Here is a 21033-nt window from a genome sequence, read left to right as displayed (position 1 = left end):
GTGCATTTAGCACCCATCAACTCCCGCTCGCGCGGGCGAGAGGGAGTTGATTTTGCCCGGATGCGGCGGAGCTTACATCAAACGACCCGCTTGCGGTCGAATTCACCACCCTTGCGATACCGCTGCAGATAGGCCGGCGCAATGGCTTCATAGGACGTCGGGATCAAGCCAAGCCCGCGCAATGTCAGCCCTGCAGTTTCGGCCTGCGGCGAGACGACATTGTCAGATTTGAGCAACGTCACCTGATCGCGCGTGGTGAGAAATTCGGCTGGCAGCAGGCCCAGCGAAACGGTGCTGGCGATTTCGGTGGCAAGCGCCATGACTCTGGCCAGCGCGAAAGGCACCGGCACAAGCAGGCGGCTGCGCTCGGTTTGCGCGAGAACATAGCGCATCAGATCCTTAAAGCTGACCACTTCCGGCCCGCCGAATTCGTAAATGCTGCCCGGCTTGCCCTGCCCTTCCGCAAGGCGCACCATAGCCTCGGCAATATCGCCGACGAAAACCGGCTGAAACTTTGTCTCGCCGCCGCCAATCAGCGGCAATGCGGGCAGTATGCGGGCGAGAGTGGCGAAACGGTTGAAGAATGTGTCCTCCGGCCCGAAGATCACCGAAGCGCGTGTGATGATGGCATTTGGAAAGGCCTCAAGCACGGCAGCCTCGCCGCGCGCGCGGCTGGATGCGGCGTGCGAGGCGGAATTGGCATCGGCGCCGATGGTCGACATGTGAATGAGCGCCGGAACACCGGCCGCCGCAGCAGCACGGGCGATGGCGCGGGCGCCGAAGACCTGCACGGCCTCGAAGCTCTGCCGGCCGGACTGGGTCAGCAGGCCAACAAGATTGATGACAAGGTCGGACCCTTCCATCGCCTTGGCAATGGAGGCGGGATAGCGGACATTGGCCTGCACGGCCTGAATCTGCCCCACAACGCCCAGCGGCTGGAGATGAAAGGCCAGATCCGGCCGCCGCACGGCGACGCGCACCCGCCAGCCCTTGCGGGCGAAGGCACGCACCAGATGGCGGCCAACGAAACCGGAGCCGCCGAAAATGGTGACAAGGCGCGGCATTTCATTCGGCATAAGGGCAGTCATGCGTTTATCCCCATTGAACAGATTTGCGCCGATCCATAGCTAAATTCACTGAAAATGTATAGGCGGCAAAATGCACACCCGGCGCCTGTATGCGGAAAAATGCCGTCCCGTAAGGGCAACAGCCGCCGCAAAATCACGACTCTCACGCGCGCAACCGGACGAAGAAGCAATTTAAAGCGGTTTAGGGAGTTTACAGGAGCGCAAACTCGCGCTCTTATAGCCAATAACAGGCGAACGCTCGCGAAAGGGGAACAATGTCCAGCATTCCCATCGGCATCCTCACGATCTCGGATCGCGCCTATCGCGGCGTGTATCAGGACAAGGGCGGACCGGGGATTGAGGCTGCCCTGGCCGAGTTGCTGGCCAGCGACTGGCACCCGGAGCGGCGCATCGTGCCCGACGAACAGGGCGAGATCACCACGGCGATCATCGAACTGGCGGATGTGCAGGGCTGTCCGCTGATCCTGACCACGGGCGGCACCGGCCCTGCCCCGCGCGATGTCACGCCGGAGGCGACGCGCGCGGCCATTGAGCGCGAATTGCATGGTTTTGGTGAGGCGATGCGTCTGGCAAGCCTCAGGGAAGTTCCAACCGCCATTCTCTCACGCCAGCTGGCAGGCACGCGCGGCAAATCGCTGATCATCAATCTGCCGGGCAAGCCAAGTGCGATCCGCACCTGCCTTGATGCCGTCTTTGCCGCCGTGCCTTACTGCATCGACCTTATCGGCGGGCCGCGCCTCGAAACGCGGCCTGAATTCTGTCAGGCCTTTCGCCCAAAAAGCTGAAAGTCCGGCAGAGCCGACATTTTTCTCCTCCAGATGAGGCCACTTTGACCCAAAGCCAGACAATTACAGAAATATCTTCCGATCAGACCGTAGCAGGGCTGCGGGATGCCGTGCTTGCCAAGCTTGTCTCGGCTGTCGGCAAGGACCCGGTGGTGGCCAGCGAGCGCGACTGGTTCGTGGCGACAGCGCTTGTCACGCGCGATCACGTGGTGGCGCGCTGGATGGATTCGACCCGGGCGACCTACAAGGCGCAGACCAAGCGCGTCTATTATCTCAGCCTGGAATTTCTGATCGGCCGCCTGCTGTTCGACTCGCTTTCCAATATCGGCATTGCGGAACCCATGTGCGCCGCGCTCAGAGAGCTGAATGTCGATCTCGACCGGCTGCGCAATGTCGAGCCCGACGCGGCGCTGGGCAACGGCGGTCTTGGCCGTCTTGCCGCCTGTTTCATGGAGAGCATGGCGACGCTCTCGGTCGCGGCCTATGGCTATGGCATCCGCTACGACCACGGCCTGTTCCGTCAGGTGATCAAGGACGGCTGGCAGAAGGAATATCCGGAAGACTGGCTTTCTTTCGGAAATCCTTGGGAATTCGAGCGTCCGGAAGTCGATTACGCCATCGGATTTGGCGGCGCCGTCGAAGCCAGACCCGATGCGCAGGGCAATGTGGCCTATGTCTGGAATCCGACCGAGACCATAGAGGCCGTGGCCTATGACACGCCGGTTGCGGGCTGGCGCGGGCATCATGTCAACACGCTGCGCCTCTGGTCGGCGCGCGCGCCCGATCCGCTGCGTCTTGACGCCTTCAACCGCGGCGATCACCTTGGCGCGCTGGCCGCGCAGGTGAAGGCCGAATCCATTTCCAAGGTGCTTTATCCATCCGATGAGACGCCGGCGGGACAGGAACTGCGCCTGCGGCAGGAATATTTCTTCGCCGCCGCCTCGCTGGCCGACCTGCTGCGCCGCCACATGAAGCAGAACGGAAACATCCGTTCGCTTCCCGACAAGGTCGCCATCCAGCTCAACGACACGCACCCCGCCATAGCCGTGGCCGAACTCATGCGCATTCTGGTGGATGTGCATCATCTGCCCTGGGAAGAGGCGTGGGACATCACCAACCGCACCATCTCCTACACAAATCACACGCTTCTGCCGGAGGCGCTGGAAACCTGGCCGGTGCAACTCATGGAGCGCCTGCTGCCGCGGCACATGCAGATCATCTATCTGATCAATGCCGCGCATCTTGACGGACTGCGCGCCGGCGGCGTTGCGGATGACCGTCTGATGTCATCCGTCTCGCTGATCGAGGAAGGCGGCGGACGCCGCGTGCGGATGGGCAATCTCGCCTTTCTGGGCTCGCATAAGGTTAACGGCGTTTCGGCCCTGCACACTGACCTGATGCGCAAGACCGTGTTTCATGATTTTCACAGCCTGTACCCGGACCGCATCACCAACAAGACCAATGGCATCACGTTCCGGCGCTGGCTGTTCGAGGCCAATCCCGGCCTGACTGCCCTGCTGCGCGAAGCCTGCGGCGACAAGGTGCTCGACGATGTCGGCCTGCTGGAAAAGGCCGCGCGGCTGGGCGGGGACTCCGCCTTCCGCGACAGGCTGATCGCAGCGCGGCGCGCCAACAAGGACAGGCTGGCCAAGCTCGTTTTAGACCGGATGCAGATCAAGCTCGACACGAGCGCGCTCTTCGATGTGCAGATCAAGCGCATTCATGAATACAAGCGCCAACTGCTGAACATTCTGGAGACGATTGCGCTTTATAACGCCATCCGCTCGCAGCCCACCAAGGACTGGGTGCCGCGTGTCAAGATTTTCGCGGGCAAGGCGGCGGCAAGCTACCATCAGGCCAAGCTGATCATCAAGCTTGCCAATGATGTCGCCCATATGGTGAACAACGACCCCGTGATCCGCGGCCGTCTGAAAGTGGTGTTTCTCGCCAATTACAATGTCAGTCTCGCGGAAACCATCATTCCCGCTGCCGACCTCTCGGAGCAGATCTCCACCGCCGGGCTGGAGGCCTCGGGCACCGGCAACATGAAACTCGCCCTCAATGGCGCGCTGACCATCGGCACGATGGACGGCGCCAATGTCGAAATATATGAGCGCGTGGGCGAGGACAATATCTTCATCTTCGGCCTGCGCGCCGAGGAGGTGGAAGGCGTAAGGGCAGCCCGGCAGGGCGGGTGCGAGACCATCGCCGGTTCGCCGATACTCAAGGATGTGATGGCGGCGATTGAATCAGGCCTGTTCTCTCCGGGAGAGCCGGAGCGTTTCCGCGACATCGTCACGTCGCTCACCAACTGGGATCATTTTCTGGTGACGGCGGATTTCGACTCCTATTACGCGGCGCAGCGCCGTGTCGACGAGTTGTGGCATGATCCGGCGCGCTACTGGCGCGCCAGTCTCTGGAATACCGCACATGTGGGCTGGTTCTCCTCGGACCGCACCATTCGTGAATATGCATCGGAAATTTGGAACGTACCGTCAAAATGAAATAATAATCACAAAGAGCGGGGTGGAAACATGACATCGGCTACGGATTGGCGCCTCAGCCCCACGCACAGACAGGCCATTCTGGAGGCGCGGCACGGCGATCCTTTCGCCGTGCTCGGCCCGCATGAAACGCCCGGCGGTCTCGTCATCCGCGCTTTTGTCGCGGATGCGCAGCGCCTTGAGGTTATGGACGACAAGGGCGCGGTTGTCGGCACGCTTGAACAGACTGACCCTGCCGGTTTGTTTGAAGGCCTGCTGGCCGGACGCAAGCGGTTCGCCTACCGCCTGCGCGCGCATTACGCCGGTCATGTCAGCTGGGACTTCCACGACACCTATGCTTTTGCGCCCATTCTTGGCCCGATGGACGATTATTTCGTCAAGGAAGGCACGCATCACGCGCTTCATGAAAAGCTTGGCGCGCATGAACGCCTGCATGAGGGCGTCAGCGGCGTGCATTTCGCACTCTGGGCGCCCTCGGCCCAGCGCGTCTCGGTCGTCGGCGATTTCAACGGCTGGGATTCGCGCCGCGCCATGATGCGCAAGCGAGCCGACTCCGGCTGCTGGGAAATCTTCATTCCTGATATCCGGCCCGGCGCGGTCTACAAATATGAACTGATCGGCGCACATGGCGGCATATTGCCCATGAAGGCGGACCCTGTCGGCTTTGCCGCCGAAATGCGGCCGGCCACCGGCTCGGTCGTGACCAGTTCCCGCCCCTATGGCTGGCAGGATGCCGAATATATGGAACAGCGCGGCCAGAAGGACCCGCGCCGCCAGCCCATGTCCGTCTACGAGGTGCATCCTGGCTCCTGGCGGCGGAACGAGCGCGGCGATTTTCTCACCTATGATGAAATCGCCGACCAGTTGATTCCCTATGTCTTGTGGATGGGCTTCACGCATATCGAACTTTTGCCCATATCCGAACATCCGCTCGACGACAGCTGGGGCTACCAGCCTATCGGGCTTTTTGCCCCGACGCGGCGCTTCGGCGACCCGGCGGGCTTCGCACGCCTGATCGACAGGGCGCATCAGGCGGGGCTAGGCGTCATCCTCGACTGGGTTCCGGCGCATTTTCCGACCGATATTCATGGCCTGTCCAATTTCGACGGCACGGCCCTTTATGAACATTCGGACCCGCGCCGCGGCTTTCATCCGGACTGGAACACGGCGATCTATGATTTCGGCCGTTCGGAAGTGACCAACTTTCTGGCCAGCAACGCGCTCTACTGGCTTGAGGCCTTTCATGTGGATGCGCTGCGCGTCGATGCCGTGGCCTCGATGCTGTACCTCGATTATTCGCGCCCGGCGGGCGAATGGCTGCCCAACAAGGATGGCGGCAACGAGAATTATGAGGCCGTGGCCTTTCTGCGCCGCTTCAACGAACTGGTCTATGCCGCGCATCCCGGCGTCATGACCATCGCCGAGGAATCCACCGCCTGGCCCGGCGTCTCCCAGCCGGTCTACAATGGCGGCCTCGGATTTGGCTTCAAGTGGAACATGGGCTGGATGCACGATACGCTGGAATATATGGCGCTCGATCCGGTTTACCGCAAATATCACCACCACAAGATGACTTTCGGCCTGCTTTATGCCTTTTCCGAAAATTTTGTTCTGCCGCTGAGCCACGACGAAGTGGTGCATGGCAAGGGCTCGCTCCTGTCCAAAATGGCGGGCGACGACTGGCAGAAATTCGCCGGTCTGCGGGCCTATTATGGCTTCATGTGGGCGCATCCTGGCAAGAAACTGCTGTTCATGGGGCAGGAATTCGCCCAGCGCGGCGAATGGAACTTCCGCCAGAGCCTCGATTGGCACGAGGCGCAGGCACAAAGCCACCGCGGCGTGCAACTGCTGGTGCGCGACCTCAACCATATCTACCGCGAAAACCCGCAACTGCACGCGCTGGACTGCGAGGCCGACTGTTTTTCATGGCTTGTCGCCGACGACAGCGAACAATCGGTCTACGCTTTCCTGCGCAAGGATGGCGCAGGCATACCGATCGTGGTTGTCAGTAATTTCACGCCCGTTCCGCGCACGCCCTATCGTCTCGGCTTTCCGAAGGCCGGGCGCTGGCGCGAAATTCTCAACAGCGATGCGGCCATCTATGGCGGCGGCAATCTGGGCAATCATGGCGCCGTGATCGCCGGCGACACGCCGTCCCATGGCCTGCCGGCCAGCGCCGAGATTCTTATCCCCCCGCTTGCAACCCTCTATTTCCTGTTCGAACCAGCCACGGAATAACAAACCAGCGACGGCACGGAACACAGAGTCCGGCCCTTACAACAAGAGGAAATGCCCATGTCGATCCAGAAAAAAACCACCGGACCTCTCTCACGCTCCGCCATGGCCTATGTGCTGGCGGGCGGACGAGGCTCACGGCTCATGGAGCTTACGGACAAGCGTGCGAAACCCGCCGTCTATTTCGGCGGCAAGTCGCGCATCATCGATTTCGCGCTGTCCAATGCGCTCAACTCGGGCATCCGGCGCATTGCCGTGGCGACGCAATACAAAGCGCATAGTCTGATCCGTCACCTGCAGCGGGGCTGGAACTTCTTCCGTCCGGAACGGAACGAGAGCTTCGATATCCTGCCCGCCAGCCAGCGTGTATCTGAGGAAATGTGGTATCTGGGAACCGCCGACGCGGTTTATCAGAACATTGACATCATCGAATCCTACGAGCCGCAATATATCGTGCTTCTGGCTGGCGATCATATCTACAAGATGGATTATGAGGAAATGCTCCAGCAGCATGTGGAGCAAGGCGCCGATGTCACGATCGGCTGTCTCGAAGTCTCGCTGAAGGAAGCCACCGGCTTCGGCGTCATGCATATCGACGAAAACGACCGGATCATCTCCTTCCTTGAAAAACCGAAGAACCCTCCGCCGATGCCCGGCAAACCGGATGTGGCGCTGGCGTCCATGGGCATTTACGTATTCGAGACCAAATTTCTCATCGACCTGCTGCAAAAAGACGCCGCCGACCCCAAATCCAGCCATGATTTCGGCAAGGATCTCATCCCCTATATCGTCCAGCACGGCAAGGCTGTGGCGCATCATTTCTCCAAGTCCTGCGTACGTTCCAGCCACGAATCCAATGCCTACTGGCGCGATGTCGGCACCGTGGACGCCTATTGGGCCGCCAATATTGACCTGACCGACATCCAGCCCGAACTTGATCTTTTCGATCAGGACTGGCCGGTCTGGACCTATGCCGAAATCACGCCGCCGGCAAAATTCGTTCATGACGAGGAAGGTCGCCGGGGCCATGCGCTCTCGTCGCTGGTCTCGGGCGGGTGTATTGTCTCGGGGTCTTCGTTACGGCGCTCTCTGCTCTTCACGGGCGTGCGTGCCAATTCCTTCTCGAAGATCGAAAATGCTGTGATCCTGCCTTATGTCGACATTGGCCGTTCTGCAGAACTGACCAATGTGGTGGTCGATCGCGGTGTCAAAATCCCGCAAGGGCTGGTTGTCGGACAAGATCCGGAACTGGACGCAAAGCGCTTCCGCCGTACGGAAAACGGCATCTGCCTCATCACGCAGCCCATGATCGACAGGCTCGACCTATGAAAAATCTCAAGGTTCTTTCCGTCGCCTCGGAGCTTTATCCGCTGGTCAAGACCGGCGGCCTCGCCGATGTGGCGGGCGCGCTGCCGCTGGCGCTCGCGCACCATCATGTCGAGATGCGTACGCTCGTTCCGGGCTATCCGGCGGTGATGAAGGCGCTGGACGCGCCGCAGGCCGTGCATCATTTCCGCGCGCTGTTCGGCGGCAAGGCGCAACTGCTGCGCGCGCAACATGCGGGGCTGACGCTCTATGTGCTGGATGCGCCGCATCTCTTCGCCCGTCCGGGTAACCCCTATCTGGGGCCGGACGGCAAGGACTGGCCGGACAATGCCTTCCGTTTCGCGGCGCTCGCGCGGGTAGGCGCGGATATCGGCAAGGGATTGCTGAAGGAATTTGCGCCCGACATCGTCCACTGTCATGACTGGCAGGCCGCCCTCATCCCGGTTTATCTGCATTATGACGGCGGCAAGCGGCCAAGAACCATTGTCACCGTGCATAACCTTGCTTTTCAGGGGCGCTTTTCGCCCACGCTGCTGCATGATCTTGGCCTGCCGCCGGAAGCCAATACGATCGAGGGAATCGAATATTTCGGCGACATATCCTACCTCAAGGGCGGACTGCAATTCGCCGACTGGATCACCACCGTCTCGCCAAGCTACGCGCGCGAAATCCGCGAAGCGGAAACCGGAATGGGGCTTGAGGGCCTGCTCAACATCAAGCTCGGCACCACATCCGGCATTCTTAACGGCATCGACACGCAGGTCTGGAACCCTGAACACGACGCGCTGCTGCCCGCGCCCTATTCCGCCAGAAAGCTCAGCGCGCGCGCGAAAGCCAAAAAAGCGCTGCAGAAGCGTCTGGGCCTGAAGCCGGATGCGAATGCGCCCTTGTTCGGCGTGATCAGCCGCCTGTCATGGCAGAAGGGCCTCGACCTGCTGCTCGATACCCTGCCCGTGCTGCTGCATGAAGGTGGGCAGCTTGCCCTGCTTGGCACCGGCGATACCGCGCTCGAAGGCGGCTTTCGCACCGCCGCCGCGCAAAATCCGGAGCGCATCGGCTGCATGATCGGCTATGACGAAAGCCTGGCTCATCTCATTCAGGCGGGCTGCGATGCGCTGCTCGTGCCGTCGCGTTTCGAGCCTTGCGGCCTCACACAGCTTTGTGCCCTGCGTTATGGCGCGGTGCCGGTGGTGGCGCGCGTCGGCGGCCTGAACGACACCATCATAGATGCCAATGAAATGGCGCTGGCCGGAGGAGTTGCTACCGGCGTGCAGTTCGGGCCGGTCAATGCGGCGGGCCTCGCCGATGCGCTGCGCCGCACCGCCGCGCTCTATCGCGACAAGCCGCGCTGGAAAAGGATGCAGATCAATGGCATGAACACCGATGTGTCATGGAACGAACCCGCAAAGGCCTATGCCGCGCTCTATCATCGCCTGCTGGCATGACGGAGACGCACGCTCAGACAAGAAATTCCGCCCCGAGCCATCACAACCAAGTTCGAAAACTATCTGAGGATCAGCAATGCTCAAGACTGTCGCCACCAAGCCTTTCGATGGCCAGAAGCCCGGCACATCCGGCCTGCGCAAGCGTGTGCCTGTGTTTCAGCAGCCGCATTATGTCGAGAATTTCGTCCAGTCGATCTTCAATGCACTGAGCGGCTTTGCCGGACAGACGCTGATTCTGGGCGGCGACGGACGCTATTTTAACAGGGAAGCCATTCAGGTCGCACTCAAAATGGCCGCCGCCAACGGATTTGGCCGCGTGGTGGTTGGACAGGGCGGCATTCTCTCAACCCCTGCGGCCTCCAATCTCATCCGCAAGCGAAAGGCCTTCGGCGGCATCATCCTCTCGGCCAGCCATAATCCCGGCGGGCCGCAGGGCGATTTCGGCATTAAATATAACGCCTCGAACGGCGGCCCGGCGCCGGAAAAGATCACCGACGCCATTTTTGCCTGCACGAAGACGATCACGGAGTTCAAGATATTTGAGGCGCCCGATCTCGACCTCGACGCGCTTGGCACGAAACAGCTCGGCACGATGCAGGTGGAGATTGTCGACCCTGTATCAGAATACCAGATTCTGATGGAGGAGCTTTTCGACTTTGCGGCGATCCGCGCCCTGTTCAGGAGCGGTTTCCGCATGTGCTTCGACGCCATGTCTGCCGTCACGGGCCCCTATGCCCATGCCATATTGGAAGGCGCGCTCGGCGCGCCGAAAGGCACCGTCATTAACGGCACGCCCCTGCCCGATTTCGGCCACCACCACCCGGACCCCAACCTCGTCCACGCTAAATATATCTACGACCTCGCCATGTCGCCGGATGGGCCCGATCTGTGCGCCGCATCGGATGGCGACGGCGACCGCAACCTGATCATCGGCAAGGGACAGTTCGTCACGCCCTCGGATTCGCTGGCGATGCTTGCCGCCAATGCCCATCTGGCCCCGGCCTATAAGAGCGGCCTGAAGGGCATCGCGCGTTCCATGCCGACCAGCGCCGCCGCCGACCGCGTCGCTGCCAAACTCGGCATCGGCATTTACGAGACGCCGACCGGCTGGAAATTCTTTGGCAATCTGCTGGATGCCGGCATGGCCACGATCTGCGGTGAGGAAAGCGCCGGAACCGGCTCAAACCATGTGCGCGAGAAAGACGGGCTCTGGGCCGTGCTGCTCTGGCTCAATATTCTGGCGGCGCGCAAGCAGAGCGTCAGAGATATTGTGCGCGATCACTGGAAAACCTATGGCCGCAATTATTACAGCCGGCACGATTACGAAGAAGTGGCCAGCAAGGGTGCCAATGAACTGGTCGAGCGCCTGCGCGCGATGCTGCCCGGCCTGAAAGGCCAGAGTTTTGGCGCACTCAAGGTGAAGGAGGCCGATGATTTTGCTTATCACGATCCGGTTGACGGCTCGAATTCGGCCAATCAGGGTATCCGCATCCTGTTCGAGGACGGCTCGCGTATCGTCTATCGTCTTTCCGGCACCGGTACGGAAGGCGCGACCCTGCGCGTTTATATCGAGCGCTTCGAGCCCGATGCTACCCGTCATGATCAGGAAACACAGGCGGCCCTCGCCGACCTGATCACGCTCTCACGCGATATTGCCCTGATCGAGCAATTCACGGGGCGCAGGGAGCCAAGCGTCATCACCTGAATTTTAGGCCTATCGCACCTGAAGCCCCCTCATCCTGAGCCTGTCGACGGATGAAACACACCATTCAGATGCAGAAAGATCCATGGCTCTGATCTCAGCAGGCTCCCCCGAACCTCTCGGCGTCACGCCGGATGAAACCGGCGTCAATGTCGCGGTGTTTTCCATTCACGCCAGACGGATCGAATTCTGTCTGTTCGAGAACGGGCGGGAGATTCGCTTCATTCTGCCGGAGCGTACCGGCCCGGTGTTTCACGGCCATATCAGCGGTGTCAGGTCCGGTGCACTCTATGGCCTGCGCGCGCATGGGCCATATGCGCCGGAGGCGGGCCATCGATTCAACCCGCATAAACTGCTCGTCGACCCCTATGCGCTCGCGCTCGATGCGCCGTTCAGACTGCATGAAAGCATGTTCGGCTACGATCGCACGTCCGCCGACAAGGATCTCTCGTTCTCGTCCGCGGACAGCGCGCCCTATATGCCCAAAGCGATTGTCTGCACGCCTTTAGCGGCTCTTGCCCCGCGCAGTTTCGTGCCATGGGAGCGCACTATTCTTTATGAGGCGCATGTGCGCGGACTGACGCGGCTGCGCGAGGATGTGGCACAGGCTGAGCGCGGTACCTTTGCCGGTCTGGCCAGCGCGCCGATGCAGCGCTACTTCCGCGATCTCGGCATCACGACGCTGGAACTGCTGCCCGCAAGCGCCAGCATCGACGAGCGGCACCTGCCGCCTCTCGGCCTGACAAACTACTGGGGCTACAACCACGCAGCCTTCATGGTGCCGGCGATGCATCTCGCGCCGGGCGGCTGGGGCGAAGTGCGCCGGGCCGTGGCCGAACTGGCGCAGGCCGGCATAGAAACGCTGATCGACGTGGTCTATAACCATAGCGGCGAGGGCGATGAACTGGGCCCGACGGTCAGCTTTCGCGGCCTCGACAATGCCGCCTATTACCGTTTGCAGGACAATCCGCGCTATTACATCGACGATATGGGCTGCGGCAATTGTCTGGCGCTAAACAGGCCGCATCTTGTCCGCCTTGTCATGGACAGTCTGCGCGTCTGGGCAGAACTGGGCGGCGTGCATGGATTTCGTTTTGATCTGGCCACCGCTTTGGGCCGCCGTCCCCAATTCGACCCGCAGGCGCCGCTGATTGCCGCCATCGCGCAGGATCCGGTTCTGCGGCAGCTCAAAATTATCGCCGAACCGTGGGATATCGGGCCGGGCGGCTATCAGCTTGGCACCTTTCCGGCGCAATGGGGCGAGTGGAACGACAAATACCGCGATACGATGCGCGATTTCTGGCGCGCTCACGCAAGCCTTGCCGATTTCGCCACGCGATTTGCCGGCTCCGCGGATGCCTTCGCGCACAAGTGCCCCTCCCGCTCCGTGAATTTCATCACCGCGCATGACGGCTTCACCCTCGCGGATCTGGTCTCCTATGCGCATAAGCGCAATCACGCCAATGGCGAGGACAACCGCGACGGCAATAACGACAACCGCTCGTGGAACCACGGTTTCGAGGGCGAAACCGACGATCAGTACATTCTCGCCGCCCGGTTGCAGGATCAGCGCAACCTGCTGGCCACACTCATCTTTTCGCGCGGTACGCCCATGCTGAGCATGGGTGCGGAATTTGGCCAGAGTCAGGGCGGCAACAACAATGCCTATGCGCAGGACAATGAAATTTCATGGGCGCATTGGCACAAGGCCGACAATTCGCTCATCAGCTTCACGCGCAAGGCCCTGAGCCTGCGCGCGGCGCTGGCGCCCTTCTTTGCCGACAAGTTTCTGCACGGCGAAAGCGCGGACGGCAGTTTCGACGTGCGCTGGCTGGATGCATCAGGCAAGGCGCTGGGCGCGGACAACTGGCACGATCCGGGCGCGAACTTCCTGCAGGTGCAGCTTGCGGCAGAGCCGGGGCGCATCGCCATATGCTTCAATCGCGGGGCGTCAACGCTTTCCGCGTATCTGCCGGAGGCGGGCCGCAAATGGCGCATAAGCCTTTTCACCAGCGCCCGCGCACCCGAATTTGCGCCGGAGGGCGAGCTGATTTTGCCGCCGCGCAGCCTTGCTTTGCTGCAGGACTTTGCCTGATACAGCTATATTTCAGCAACGAACGCTTGAATTTCCCGCCAGTCGTGCAATGTAACGCCCACCAACAGGGAGAATATCATGCTTTATGAAGCCACCGTGGTCGCGTTTACCCAGCAATTGACGGCTTTGTCCGCCATTCTGGACAAAGCGGCCGCCTATGCCGAAGCCAAGAAGATCGATCCTTCGGTTCTGATCGCCTCGCGCCTTTATCCCGATATGCTGCCCCTCGTCCGGCAGGTTCTGATCGCCTGCGATTTTGCCAAAAACACGGCGGGGCGTCTGGCCGGCGGCGAAATTCCGAAATATGCCGATGACGAAAAGACCTTCGACGAACTCAAGGCACGTATCGCCAAGACAATCGCCTATATCGGCGGGCTCGATGCTGCGAGCATCAATGCTGCAGCCGGACGCGAGATCGAATTCCCCATCGGGGGCAACAAGATGAAAATGGAGGCCGCCGCTTATGCCCTGCGCTTCGCGCTGCCGAATTTCTATTTCCATTCGGCAACGGCCTATGACATTTTGCGCCACAACGGCCTTGAAGTCGGCAAACGCGATTTCATGGGTGCTGTCGCCGGTCTCGATCCGGCCTGATCAAACAAGGAGTAATCATGAGCATTCAACGTATGGGTGTAGGCAAGCGCATGAGCGCCGCCGTTGTTCACGGCGATACGATCTATCTCGCCGGTCAGGTTGCCGACAAAGCCGCCGATAAGGGCGTCTCCGAGCAGACGGTCGAAATTCTCTCGATCATCGACGGCCTGCTCAAGGAAGCAGGCAGCGACAAAACCCGGATTCTCTCGGCAACGATCTATCTCGCCGATATCAAAACCTTCGCCGAGATGAACCTTGCCTGGGACGCATGGGTGGCGCAGGGCCACACGCCGGCCCGCGCAACGGTCGAGGCCAAGCTCGCCGCGCCGCAGTACAAGGTTGAAATCTCGGTCATTGCTGCAAAGTAAGACACCGGAACGGCCCCTCACCCTGCGATTGTGCCGGAGTGAGGGGCCGCATTTAATTCCTTTGCCGCGCGGGCCAGCCGCTCCAGCGCCGCATTGAGGGTTGCGCGCTGCTTGGCAAAGCAGAAGCGCACGATATGACGGACATGCTGCCCGGCATAGAAAGCCGAGACGGGAATGGCCGCCACCCCGTATTCACCGACAAGCCTCGTGCAGAACGCCTCATCGGTGAGCGCGAAGGCGCTGCAATCGACATTCAAAAAATATGTCGCTTGCGACTCCAGCACCGTGAAGCCAAGATGCTGCAACCCTTCGGCAAAATAGGTGCGGCTCTCCTGCAGTCTGCGGCGCATATCGATGAAATAATCATCCTCTTTCATCAGCCCATAGGCCACGGCGCTCTGCAGATTGGGCGGCGTGGTGAATGTGAGAAACTGATGCGCCCTGGAGAGCACGCGCATCAGATCCGGCGCGGCGGCCACCAGCCCCACTTTCCAGCCGGTGAGCGAAAAGATCTTGCCCGCCGAGCCGATTTTCACGGTCCGCCCGCGCATGCCCGGCAGCGCCATCAGCGGCACGTGCACCAGACCGTCGAACACCACATGCTCCCACACCTCGTCGCAGATAGCGATCGCATCATGCGCGACGCAGAATCTGGCCAGCAGTTCGAGCTGGCTGCGCTCATAGACGACGCCTGCCGGATTGAGCGGATTATTGAACAGCACCAGTTTCGTGCGCGGCGAGAAGGCCGCCGCAAGATCAGCCTCGGAAAAGCGCCAGTGCGGCGGCTGCAGGGTGACGAACCGCGGCACACCGCCAGCGCGCAGCACCAGGGGCAGATAGGCGTCATACATCGGCTGAAACAGAACCACCTCGTCGCCCGGTGCAATCAGCGCCAGCAGGGCTCCGGCGATAGCCTCCGTTGCGCCCGACGTTACCATCACCTCCGTATTCCAGTCGAGGTCCAGACCCTGAAAATGCCGGTAATGCGCGGCGATGGCCTGACGCAGCTCCGGCAGTCCCATCATCGGCGGATATTGATTCCAGCCCGAGATCACGGCCTCCGCCGCCTTGCGGCGCACGTCCTCCGGCCCCGGATCATCAGGAAAGCCCTGCCCGAGATTAACGGCGCCATGCTCGCGCGCAAGACGCGACATGGTTTCAAAAATTGTTGTCGGCAGGGAGTCGAAAACCGGGTTCATCGCGCCACATTTTGCTAGAGTGAAAAGTTGAGGCAGTCTAACCTCGGCATTCTTGCAGCACTAGGGAAGAACCAAAGATTGCAGCATAAATCTGTTCTGGTTTTCGGGGGAACGCGTTCAGGCAAAACGGCCTATGCGCTGGAGCTGGCGCAATCGAGCGGCCTCGAACCGCTCATGGTGGCCACTGCCAGAATTTTCGACGAGGAAATGCGCGCGCGCGTCGACCTGCACAAGGCCGAACGCGGGCCGCAATGGCGCCTTATCGAGGAACCTCTTGATCTGACAGGCGTTTTGGCGAGCGAATCAGCGCCGCACCGCATCATCCTCGTGGATTGTCTGACGCTCTGGCTGTCCAATCTGCTCCTGGAACAGCGGGATCTGGCCATTGCCAGCGCCCGGCTGGCGGCAAGTCTGGCCGCTCTTGCCGGGCCGGTGATTTTCGTTTCCAATGAGCTGGGTCTGGGCACGGTTCCCGACCATCCGCTCACCCGGTCGTTCCGGGATGCACAGGGAAAGCTCAACCAGCTGATGGCGGACGCATGCAGCGACGTCATACTGGTGCAGGCCGGGCTGCCCCGCCAGCTCAAGCCGGCGCCAAGGCCCGCGCTGAACTTTAAGGGTACACATGGATCAGTTTGATTACATTATCATCGGCGCCGGCTCAGCCGGCTGCGTACTCGCCAACCGCCTGTCCGCCAACCCCGGCACGCGCGTGCTTGTGGTTGAAGCGGGCGGGCGCGACAACTGGATCTGGTTCCACATTCCCGTCGGCTATCTGTTCGCCATCGGCAATCCGCGCGCGGACTGGCTGTTCAAAACCGAGGCCGTGCCCGGCCTGAACGGACGCGCCCTGAGTTATCCGCGCGGTAAGGTCATCGGCGGCTCTTCTTCGATCAACGCCATGATCTACATGCGCGGACAGGCCGCCGATTACGACGGCTGGCGGCAGCTCGGCCTCACGGGCTGGGGCTGGGACGACGTGCTGCCCCTCTTCAAGAAGCATGAGGATCATTTCGCCGGGGCAAGCCTTGCCCATGGCGCCGGCGGGGAACTGCGCGTCGAGCCGCCGCGGGTGAGATGGGACCTGCTGGATGCTGTGCGCCGCGCCGCCGCCGAAGTGGGGATTCCGTCCATCGACGATTTCAACAGCGGCAGCAATGAAGGCGCATCCTATTTTCAGGTTACGCAGAAGCGCGGGCGGCGCTGGAGCGCTGCGCGCGGCTTCCTCAAGCCTGTGCTCAGGCAGCGGCCCAATCTCAGGCTGATGACCGATGTCCATGTCGGCAAGATACTGATAAAGGATGGCCGCGCTATCGGCATCGAATATCATCAGGGCGGCCAGAAGCGTGAGGCGCGGGCCAATGCGGAAGTCATCCTGAGCGCGGGCGCGATCGGCTCGCCGCAGCTTCTCGAATTATCCGGCATCGGCAATGGCGCTGGCCTGCAGGCCCTTGGCATCGACCCGCTGGTACACCTGCCCGGCGTCGGCGAGAATTTGCAGGATCATCTGCAATTGCGGCCCATGTACCGCGTAAAAAATGCGGTCACGCTGAATATCGAATATCAGAATCTGTTCAAACGCGCGAAGATGGGGCTTGATTACGTGCTGTTCCGGCGCGGCCCGCTGACAATGGCGCCCTCGCAGCTTGGCATTTTCACGCGCACCAGCCCGCAGTTTGCCACGCCGAATGTCGAATTTCACGTTCAGCCGCTCTCGCTCGACAAATTCGGCGAACCGCTGCACGACTTTGCCGCCATGACCATGAGCGTGTGCAACCTGCGGCCCACCAGTCGCGGCTCGGTGCATATCGCCAGCACCGACGCGCGGCAGGCGCCGAAGATCCAGCCCAATTATCTCGCCACAACGGAGGATCAGCAGGTCGCCATTGATTCGCTGCGTCTCACCCGCAAGATCATGGCCACGCAGGCGATGAAAATATTCGAGCCGCAGGAATTCCGGCCTGATCCCGCCGCGCAGGACGACGCGAGCCTGCTCAAGGAAGCGGGCGATATCGGCACCACCATCTTCCATCCGGTTTCCACCGCGAAAATGGGCACGGATTCCGATCCGATGGCCGTGGTGGACGAAAGACTCCGGCTGCGCGGCATCGCCGGGCTGCGCGTCGCCGATGCCTCGGTCATGCCCACGGTCACGTCCGGCAACACCAATGCGCCGACGATCATGATCGGCGAGAAGGCGGCCCAGATGATTCTCGAAGATAATAAATGAGCCTGCTGAGCGAGGATGGCCGGCAGTCGGAGACGGCCCTCGCCATTGCACGCGGCACGCGAAGGTTGCTCCGGGCCATGGGTTATGCCTCCCTGAGCGAAGTGCCCGTCCGCAATGGCCGGCGCGCCGATCTTCTGGCGCTGGCCGGAGATGGAACGCTGCTGATCATCGAGATCAAATCCTCGCTGGCTGATTTTCGCGCCGATCAGAAATGGCCGGATTACCGCATGGCCTGCGATCAGCTTTATTTTGCCACGATCAGCGCGGAGCTTGGCGAAATCATGCCGCAGGATGCCGGTCTCATTCTGGCGGATGCCTATGGCGCGGCAATAGTGCGGGCCGCGCCCGAACACCGGCTGGCACCCGCTACCCGCAAGAGCGTGACGCAGCTATTCGCGCGCACAGCCGCCGAACGGCTGCACCGGCTTGAAGACCCGGACGGATTCCCCAGCTGAATGCATCGCCCAAGGCGGCGCGATCGCAACCGGAGCCGCCTGTTCTCCGCATCCTGAGCCTGTCGAAGGATAAGAACAGAACAGCCCGGACTGATGTCGTTTTTGGCAAAAAGCCCTAACGTGGCGCGCGTTTTGCCAGAATGCGCTGCAAAGTGCGCCGGTGCATGTTCAGGCGGCGCGCGGTTTCAGACACATTGTGCTGGCACAGCTCGTAAATGCGCTGGATATGTTCCCAGCGCACCCTGTCCGCTGACATCGGATTCTCGGGAAGATCGTTCTTGTCGAATTTGATCGCCATCAGCGCGGCATAAATCTCGTCGGCATCCGCCGGCTTTGCGAGATAATCGAAAGCACCGAGCTTGATCGCGGTCACCGCCGAGGCAATATTGCCATAGCCGGTGAGGATGATGCCGCGCGCATCGGGGCGGCGGGCCTTCAGTTCCGAAATGACGTCAAGACCATTGCCGTCTGTCAGCCGCATGTCGATAATGGCGAAAGCGGGTGCTTTCTGCCTGATCTGGTTCAATCCCTCGGCGACCGTGTCCGCACTGACCACGGAAAAGCCGCGCGCTTCCATGGCGCGCACCAGACGGCTGAGAAATGGCTTGTCGTCATCAACAATGAGAAGTGTGCGCTCCTCTGGAGCTTCTTGCGCGGGCAGCGTCATCTTGAACTTCTTTCATCAAATCCGGCATGGCGATAAGTGCCGGTCCCGTTAGAGCCCTGTCACGGCTAAATACGCATTTTTTGGCAATCCGGATTGTGGGTTACGCCATTTTCCCCAATCGGATCAAGACCGGATCGCCTCAAAAACCGGCCTCGCCCAAATTATTTCAATTTGCGCGCCGGTTTGGGCATCGGCACGGTTACTGGCAATCACCTGCGCGCCGGAGCGCTCCAGCAGCGACTTGGCTATAAACAGGCCGAGGCCGAGGCCGTCGCCTTCGTCCTTTTTAGCCCGGCGGCTGGGGTCGCGCGTGGAAATATAGGGCTCGCCGATACGCCCCAAAACATCGGGAGAAAAGCCGGGGCCGTCATCGAGAATGGTGACCGAGACTTTCTGCGCCGTCCACCGGGCCGAAACATTGACCTCATGCGCGGCGAAATCGATAGCATTCTCTATCAGATTGCCAAGGCCGTACAAGACGCCTGAATTGCGCCGGCAGGTGGGCATGGCCCCGTCGCCTGCGGCAGAAATCTGCATTCTGACGCCAAAATCGCGCTGGGGTGCCACCACTTCCTCAAGCAGATGCTCGAGGCTCATTTCTTCCAGAGGGCCGCTGCCCTCTTCGCCCAGCGAATTGAGCTTGGCGAGAATCGCCTTGCAGCGCGCCGCTTCCTGGCGCAGCAGTTCGATATCGTCGGTCAGCGGGCTGTCCTTGGGCAGGTGCAGCGCCAGTTCCTTGATCACGATGGTCATGGTCGCCAGCGGCGATCCAAGCTCGTGCGCGGCGGCGGCGGCAAGGCCGTCAAGCTGCGAGAGATGCTGCTCGCGCGTGAGCACCAGTTCGGTGGCGGCAAGAGCGTCGGCCAGTTGCCGCGCCTCCTGCGCCACGCGCCCGGCATAAATGCCGATGAACACCGCGCCGAGCACCACCGCCAGCCAGATTCCGCCGATATAAAGATAGGGCAATTGCAGATCCGCCCCCTGATACCAGGGCAGCGGCCGGTGGAAGAAGGTGAGCAGGCTCGCAAATGTCACCATCAGTCCGCCCAGAGCAATGGTGAAGCGAATCGGCAGCGAAGCGGCCGAAATCATGATCGGCGCCAGAAAGAGCATGGCGAACGGATTTTGCAATCCGCCGGTCAGAAACAACAATATCGAGAGCTGGGCCGTGTCATAGGCCAGCAGCGCGAAGGCCGCCGCATCGCCCAGACGTAAACTGACCGGATAACGCAGCCGCAGCATGAGGTTGATCGCACCCGAAAGCGCAATCACCAGAAAACAGGAAACCAGCGGCAGCTTGAAACCCAGCCCGTAATGGGTTCCCGCAACAGCGCTGAACTGGCCGATGACCGCCAGCCACCGCAGCCGCGTCAATGTGTCCAGACGCAGGCGGCGCGCCTGACGGCCAAGGCTCATCGAAGACAAATCGCTCATGTCCCTGCTTAACGCCGCGGCAGCCGCTTGTCACGCCATGCCGGAGCGTCGCTTTCAAATTTCTGTCAAATCGGTTCCGAATTTTTGTGCGGAGCGATTGACAAAGGGGCGCGAAGGCCCGTATGAGCATTGCCGTTGCCCAGGTGGCGGAATTGGTAGACGCGCTAGCTTCAGGTGCTAGTGACCGAAAGGTCGTGAAGGTTCGAGTCCTTTCCTGGGCACCATTCCCTTTAGATGTGTGTGAAACGATATCACCACCTCTGTATTGAGAGGCCCATATGACAATCCGCCTGCATGACCAAGATTTGCCGGCAGATTTTACGTGCGGTACCTCCGTAGCCGTGGATACGGAAACGCTCGGCCTCAATATTCACCGTGACAGACTATGCCTTGTCCAGATCTCGCGCGGGGACGGCACCGCCGATCTCGTCAAGATCGCGCCCGAACAAAAGAGCGCGCCGAACCTGCAGCGGCTGATGTCCGACCCGGATGTCACGAAATTGTTCCATTTCGGACGCTTCGATATCGCCATGCTCGAAATAACCTTCGGCACGCAGGTCAACAGCGTCTATTGCACCAAGATCGCCTCCAAACTCACCCGCACTTATACCGACAGGCATGGCCTCAAGGATCTGGTCCGGGAACTGCTCGGCGTGGAAATCTCGAAGCAGCAGCAGTCCTCGGACTGGGGCGCGGAGACTTTGTCCGAAGCCCAGATGATCTATGCCGCCTCGGATGTGCTGCACCTGCACGCGCTGAAGATCAGGCTTGACGAAATGTTGCGCCGCGAGGGCCGTGAGGCGATTGCACAGGCCTGTTTCAATTTTCTTCCCGATCGCGCGCGTCTCGATATAATGGGCTGGGCGGAGAGCGATATATTCGCTCATATGTAATCGGGCGGCTCAG

Annotated in this window: 17 protein-coding genes and 1 tRNA gene; 14 read left to right on the top strand and 4 right to left on the bottom strand. The window is 60.9% G+C overall.

The window, feature by feature from the left end; all coding sequences use genetic code 11:
* Window positions 1-77: 77 nt before the first annotated feature.
* Window positions 78-1088 (bottom strand): complex I NDUFA9 subunit family protein, encoded by a 1011-nt coding sequence (locus AC0N03_RS00325; protein ID WP_474286371.1) that lies wholly within the window; start codon window positions 1086-1088, stop codon window positions 78-80.
* A gap of 254 nt (window positions 1089-1342) precedes the next feature.
* Between AC0N03_RS00325 and mog the strand changes: the two genes are divergently transcribed.
* The 9 genes from mog to AC0N03_RS00280 all read left to right on the top strand — a co-directional run bounded on the left by mog (window position 1343) and on the right by AC0N03_RS00280 (window position 14142).
* Entirely contained in the window at window positions 1343-1873 is a 531-nt protein-coding gene (mog, locus tag AC0N03_RS00320) for a molybdopterin adenylyltransferase (protein WP_474286370.1), read from the top strand.
* Window positions 1874-1917: 44 nt separating this feature from the next.
* Window positions 1918-4377 (top strand): glycogen/starch/alpha-glucan phosphorylase, encoded by a 2460-nt coding sequence (locus AC0N03_RS00315; protein ID WP_474286369.1) that lies wholly within the window; start codon window positions 1918-1920, stop codon window positions 4375-4377.
* Window positions 4378-4407: 30 nt separating this feature from the next.
* Window positions 4408-6615, top strand: coding sequence for a 1,4-alpha-glucan branching protein GlgB (gene glgB, locus AC0N03_RS00310; protein WP_474286368.1), 2208 nt, complete (start codon window positions 4408-4410; stop codon window positions 6613-6615).
* Window positions 6616-6672: 57 nt separating this feature from the next.
* Window positions 6673-7941, top strand: a complete 1269-nt coding sequence (glgC, locus tag AC0N03_RS00305; protein WP_474286367.1) for a glucose-1-phosphate adenylyltransferase — start codon at window positions 6673-6675, stop codon at window positions 7939-7941.
* The gene (gene glgA, locus AC0N03_RS00300; RefSeq protein WP_474286365.1) at window positions 7938-9383 is read left to right on the top strand and encodes a glycogen synthase GlgA; all 1446 of its coding nucleotides are present in this window, start codon (window positions 7938-7940) and stop codon (window positions 9381-9383) included. The genes glgC and glgA overlap by 4 nt, the downstream gene beginning before the upstream one ends.
* A 76-nt stretch (window positions 9384-9459) precedes the next feature.
* Complete coding sequence (locus tag AC0N03_RS00295; RefSeq protein ID WP_474286364.1) at window positions 9460-11088, top strand: alpha-D-glucose phosphate-specific phosphoglucomutase; 1629 nt, start codon at window positions 9460-9462, stop codon at window positions 11086-11088.
* An 82-nt stretch (window positions 11089-11170) separates the two neighbouring features.
* Window positions 11171-13180: a glycogen debranching protein GlgX gene (gene glgX, locus AC0N03_RS00290; RefSeq protein ID WP_474286363.1), complete on the top strand. Its 2010-nt coding sequence runs from the start codon at window positions 11171-11173 to the stop codon at window positions 13178-13180.
* Between the two features lie 78 nt (window positions 13181-13258).
* Window positions 13259-13774 (top strand): DUF1993 domain-containing protein, encoded by a 516-nt coding sequence (locus AC0N03_RS00285; protein ID WP_474286362.1) that lies wholly within the window; start codon window positions 13259-13261, stop codon window positions 13772-13774.
* Between the two features lie 17 nt (window positions 13775-13791).
* Window positions 13792-14142, top strand: coding sequence for a RidA family protein (locus AC0N03_RS00280; RefSeq protein WP_474286361.1), 351 nt, complete (start codon window positions 13792-13794; stop codon window positions 14140-14142).
* A 17-nt stretch (window positions 14143-14159) separates the two neighbouring features.
* Here AC0N03_RS00280 and AC0N03_RS00275 read toward each other — a convergent pair whose 3' ends face one another.
* Window positions 14160-15341, bottom strand: a complete 1182-nt coding sequence (locus AC0N03_RS00275) for an aminotransferase (RefSeq protein ID WP_474286360.1) — start codon at window positions 15339-15341, stop codon at window positions 14160-14162.
* A 78-nt stretch (window positions 15342-15419) separates the two neighbouring features.
* Between AC0N03_RS00275 and cobU the strand changes: the two genes are divergently transcribed.
* Genes cobU through AC0N03_RS00260 form a run of 3 tightly spaced genes read left to right on the top strand, consistent with a single transcriptional unit; the run spans window position 15420 to window position 18026 of the window.
* Window positions 15420-15980 (top strand): bifunctional adenosylcobinamide kinase/adenosylcobinamide-phosphate guanylyltransferase, encoded by a 561-nt coding sequence (gene cobU / locus AC0N03_RS00270; RefSeq protein WP_474286358.1) that lies wholly within the window; start codon window positions 15420-15422, stop codon window positions 15978-15980.
* Window positions 15967-17571 carry a GMC family oxidoreductase gene (locus tag AC0N03_RS00265; protein ID WP_474286357.1) on the top strand — a complete coding sequence of 535 codons (1605 nt, stop codon included), beginning with the start codon at window positions 15967-15969 and terminating at the stop codon, window positions 17569-17571. Before cobU ends, AC0N03_RS00265 begins: the two co-directional genes overlap by 14 nt.
* Window positions 17568-18026 (top strand): MmcB family DNA repair protein, encoded by a 459-nt coding sequence (locus tag AC0N03_RS00260; RefSeq protein ID WP_474286356.1) that lies wholly within the window; start codon window positions 17568-17570, stop codon window positions 18024-18026. The genes AC0N03_RS00265 and AC0N03_RS00260 overlap by 4 nt, the downstream gene beginning before the upstream one ends.
* A gap of 115 nt (window positions 18027-18141) precedes the next feature.
* Here AC0N03_RS00260 and AC0N03_RS00255 read toward each other — a convergent pair whose 3' ends face one another.
* Window positions 18142-18693, bottom strand: a complete 552-nt coding sequence (locus AC0N03_RS00255; RefSeq protein ID WP_474286354.1) for an ActR/PrrA/RegA family redox response regulator transcription factor — start codon at window positions 18691-18693, stop codon at window positions 18142-18144.
* A gap of 123 nt (window positions 18694-18816) precedes the next feature.
* A complete protein-coding gene (locus AC0N03_RS00250; protein ID WP_474286353.1) occupies window positions 18817-20127 on the bottom strand; it encodes an ActS/PrrB/RegB family redox-sensitive histidine kinase in 1311 nt (436 codons plus the stop codon).
* Window positions 20128-20264: 137 nt separating this feature from the next.
* On the opposite strand from AC0N03_RS00250, the gene AC0N03_RS00245 reads away from it, so the two are divergent.
* Both AC0N03_RS00245 and AC0N03_RS00240 read left to right on the top strand, forming a co-directional pair.
* Window positions 20265-20351: transfer RNA gene (locus AC0N03_RS00245), tRNA-Leu, on the top strand.
* A 54-nt stretch (window positions 20352-20405) separates the two neighbouring features.
* On the top strand, window positions 20406-21020 hold the full coding sequence (locus AC0N03_RS00240; protein WP_474286352.1) for a ribonuclease D: 615 nt from the start codon (window positions 20406-20408) through the stop codon (window positions 21018-21020).
* The last annotated feature ends 13 nt before the right edge of the window (window positions 21021-21033 follow it).

The organism is Methylocystis sp. sgz306128, assembly GCF_056032725.1.
This window is presented reverse-complemented; position numbering and strand designations above follow the sequence as displayed.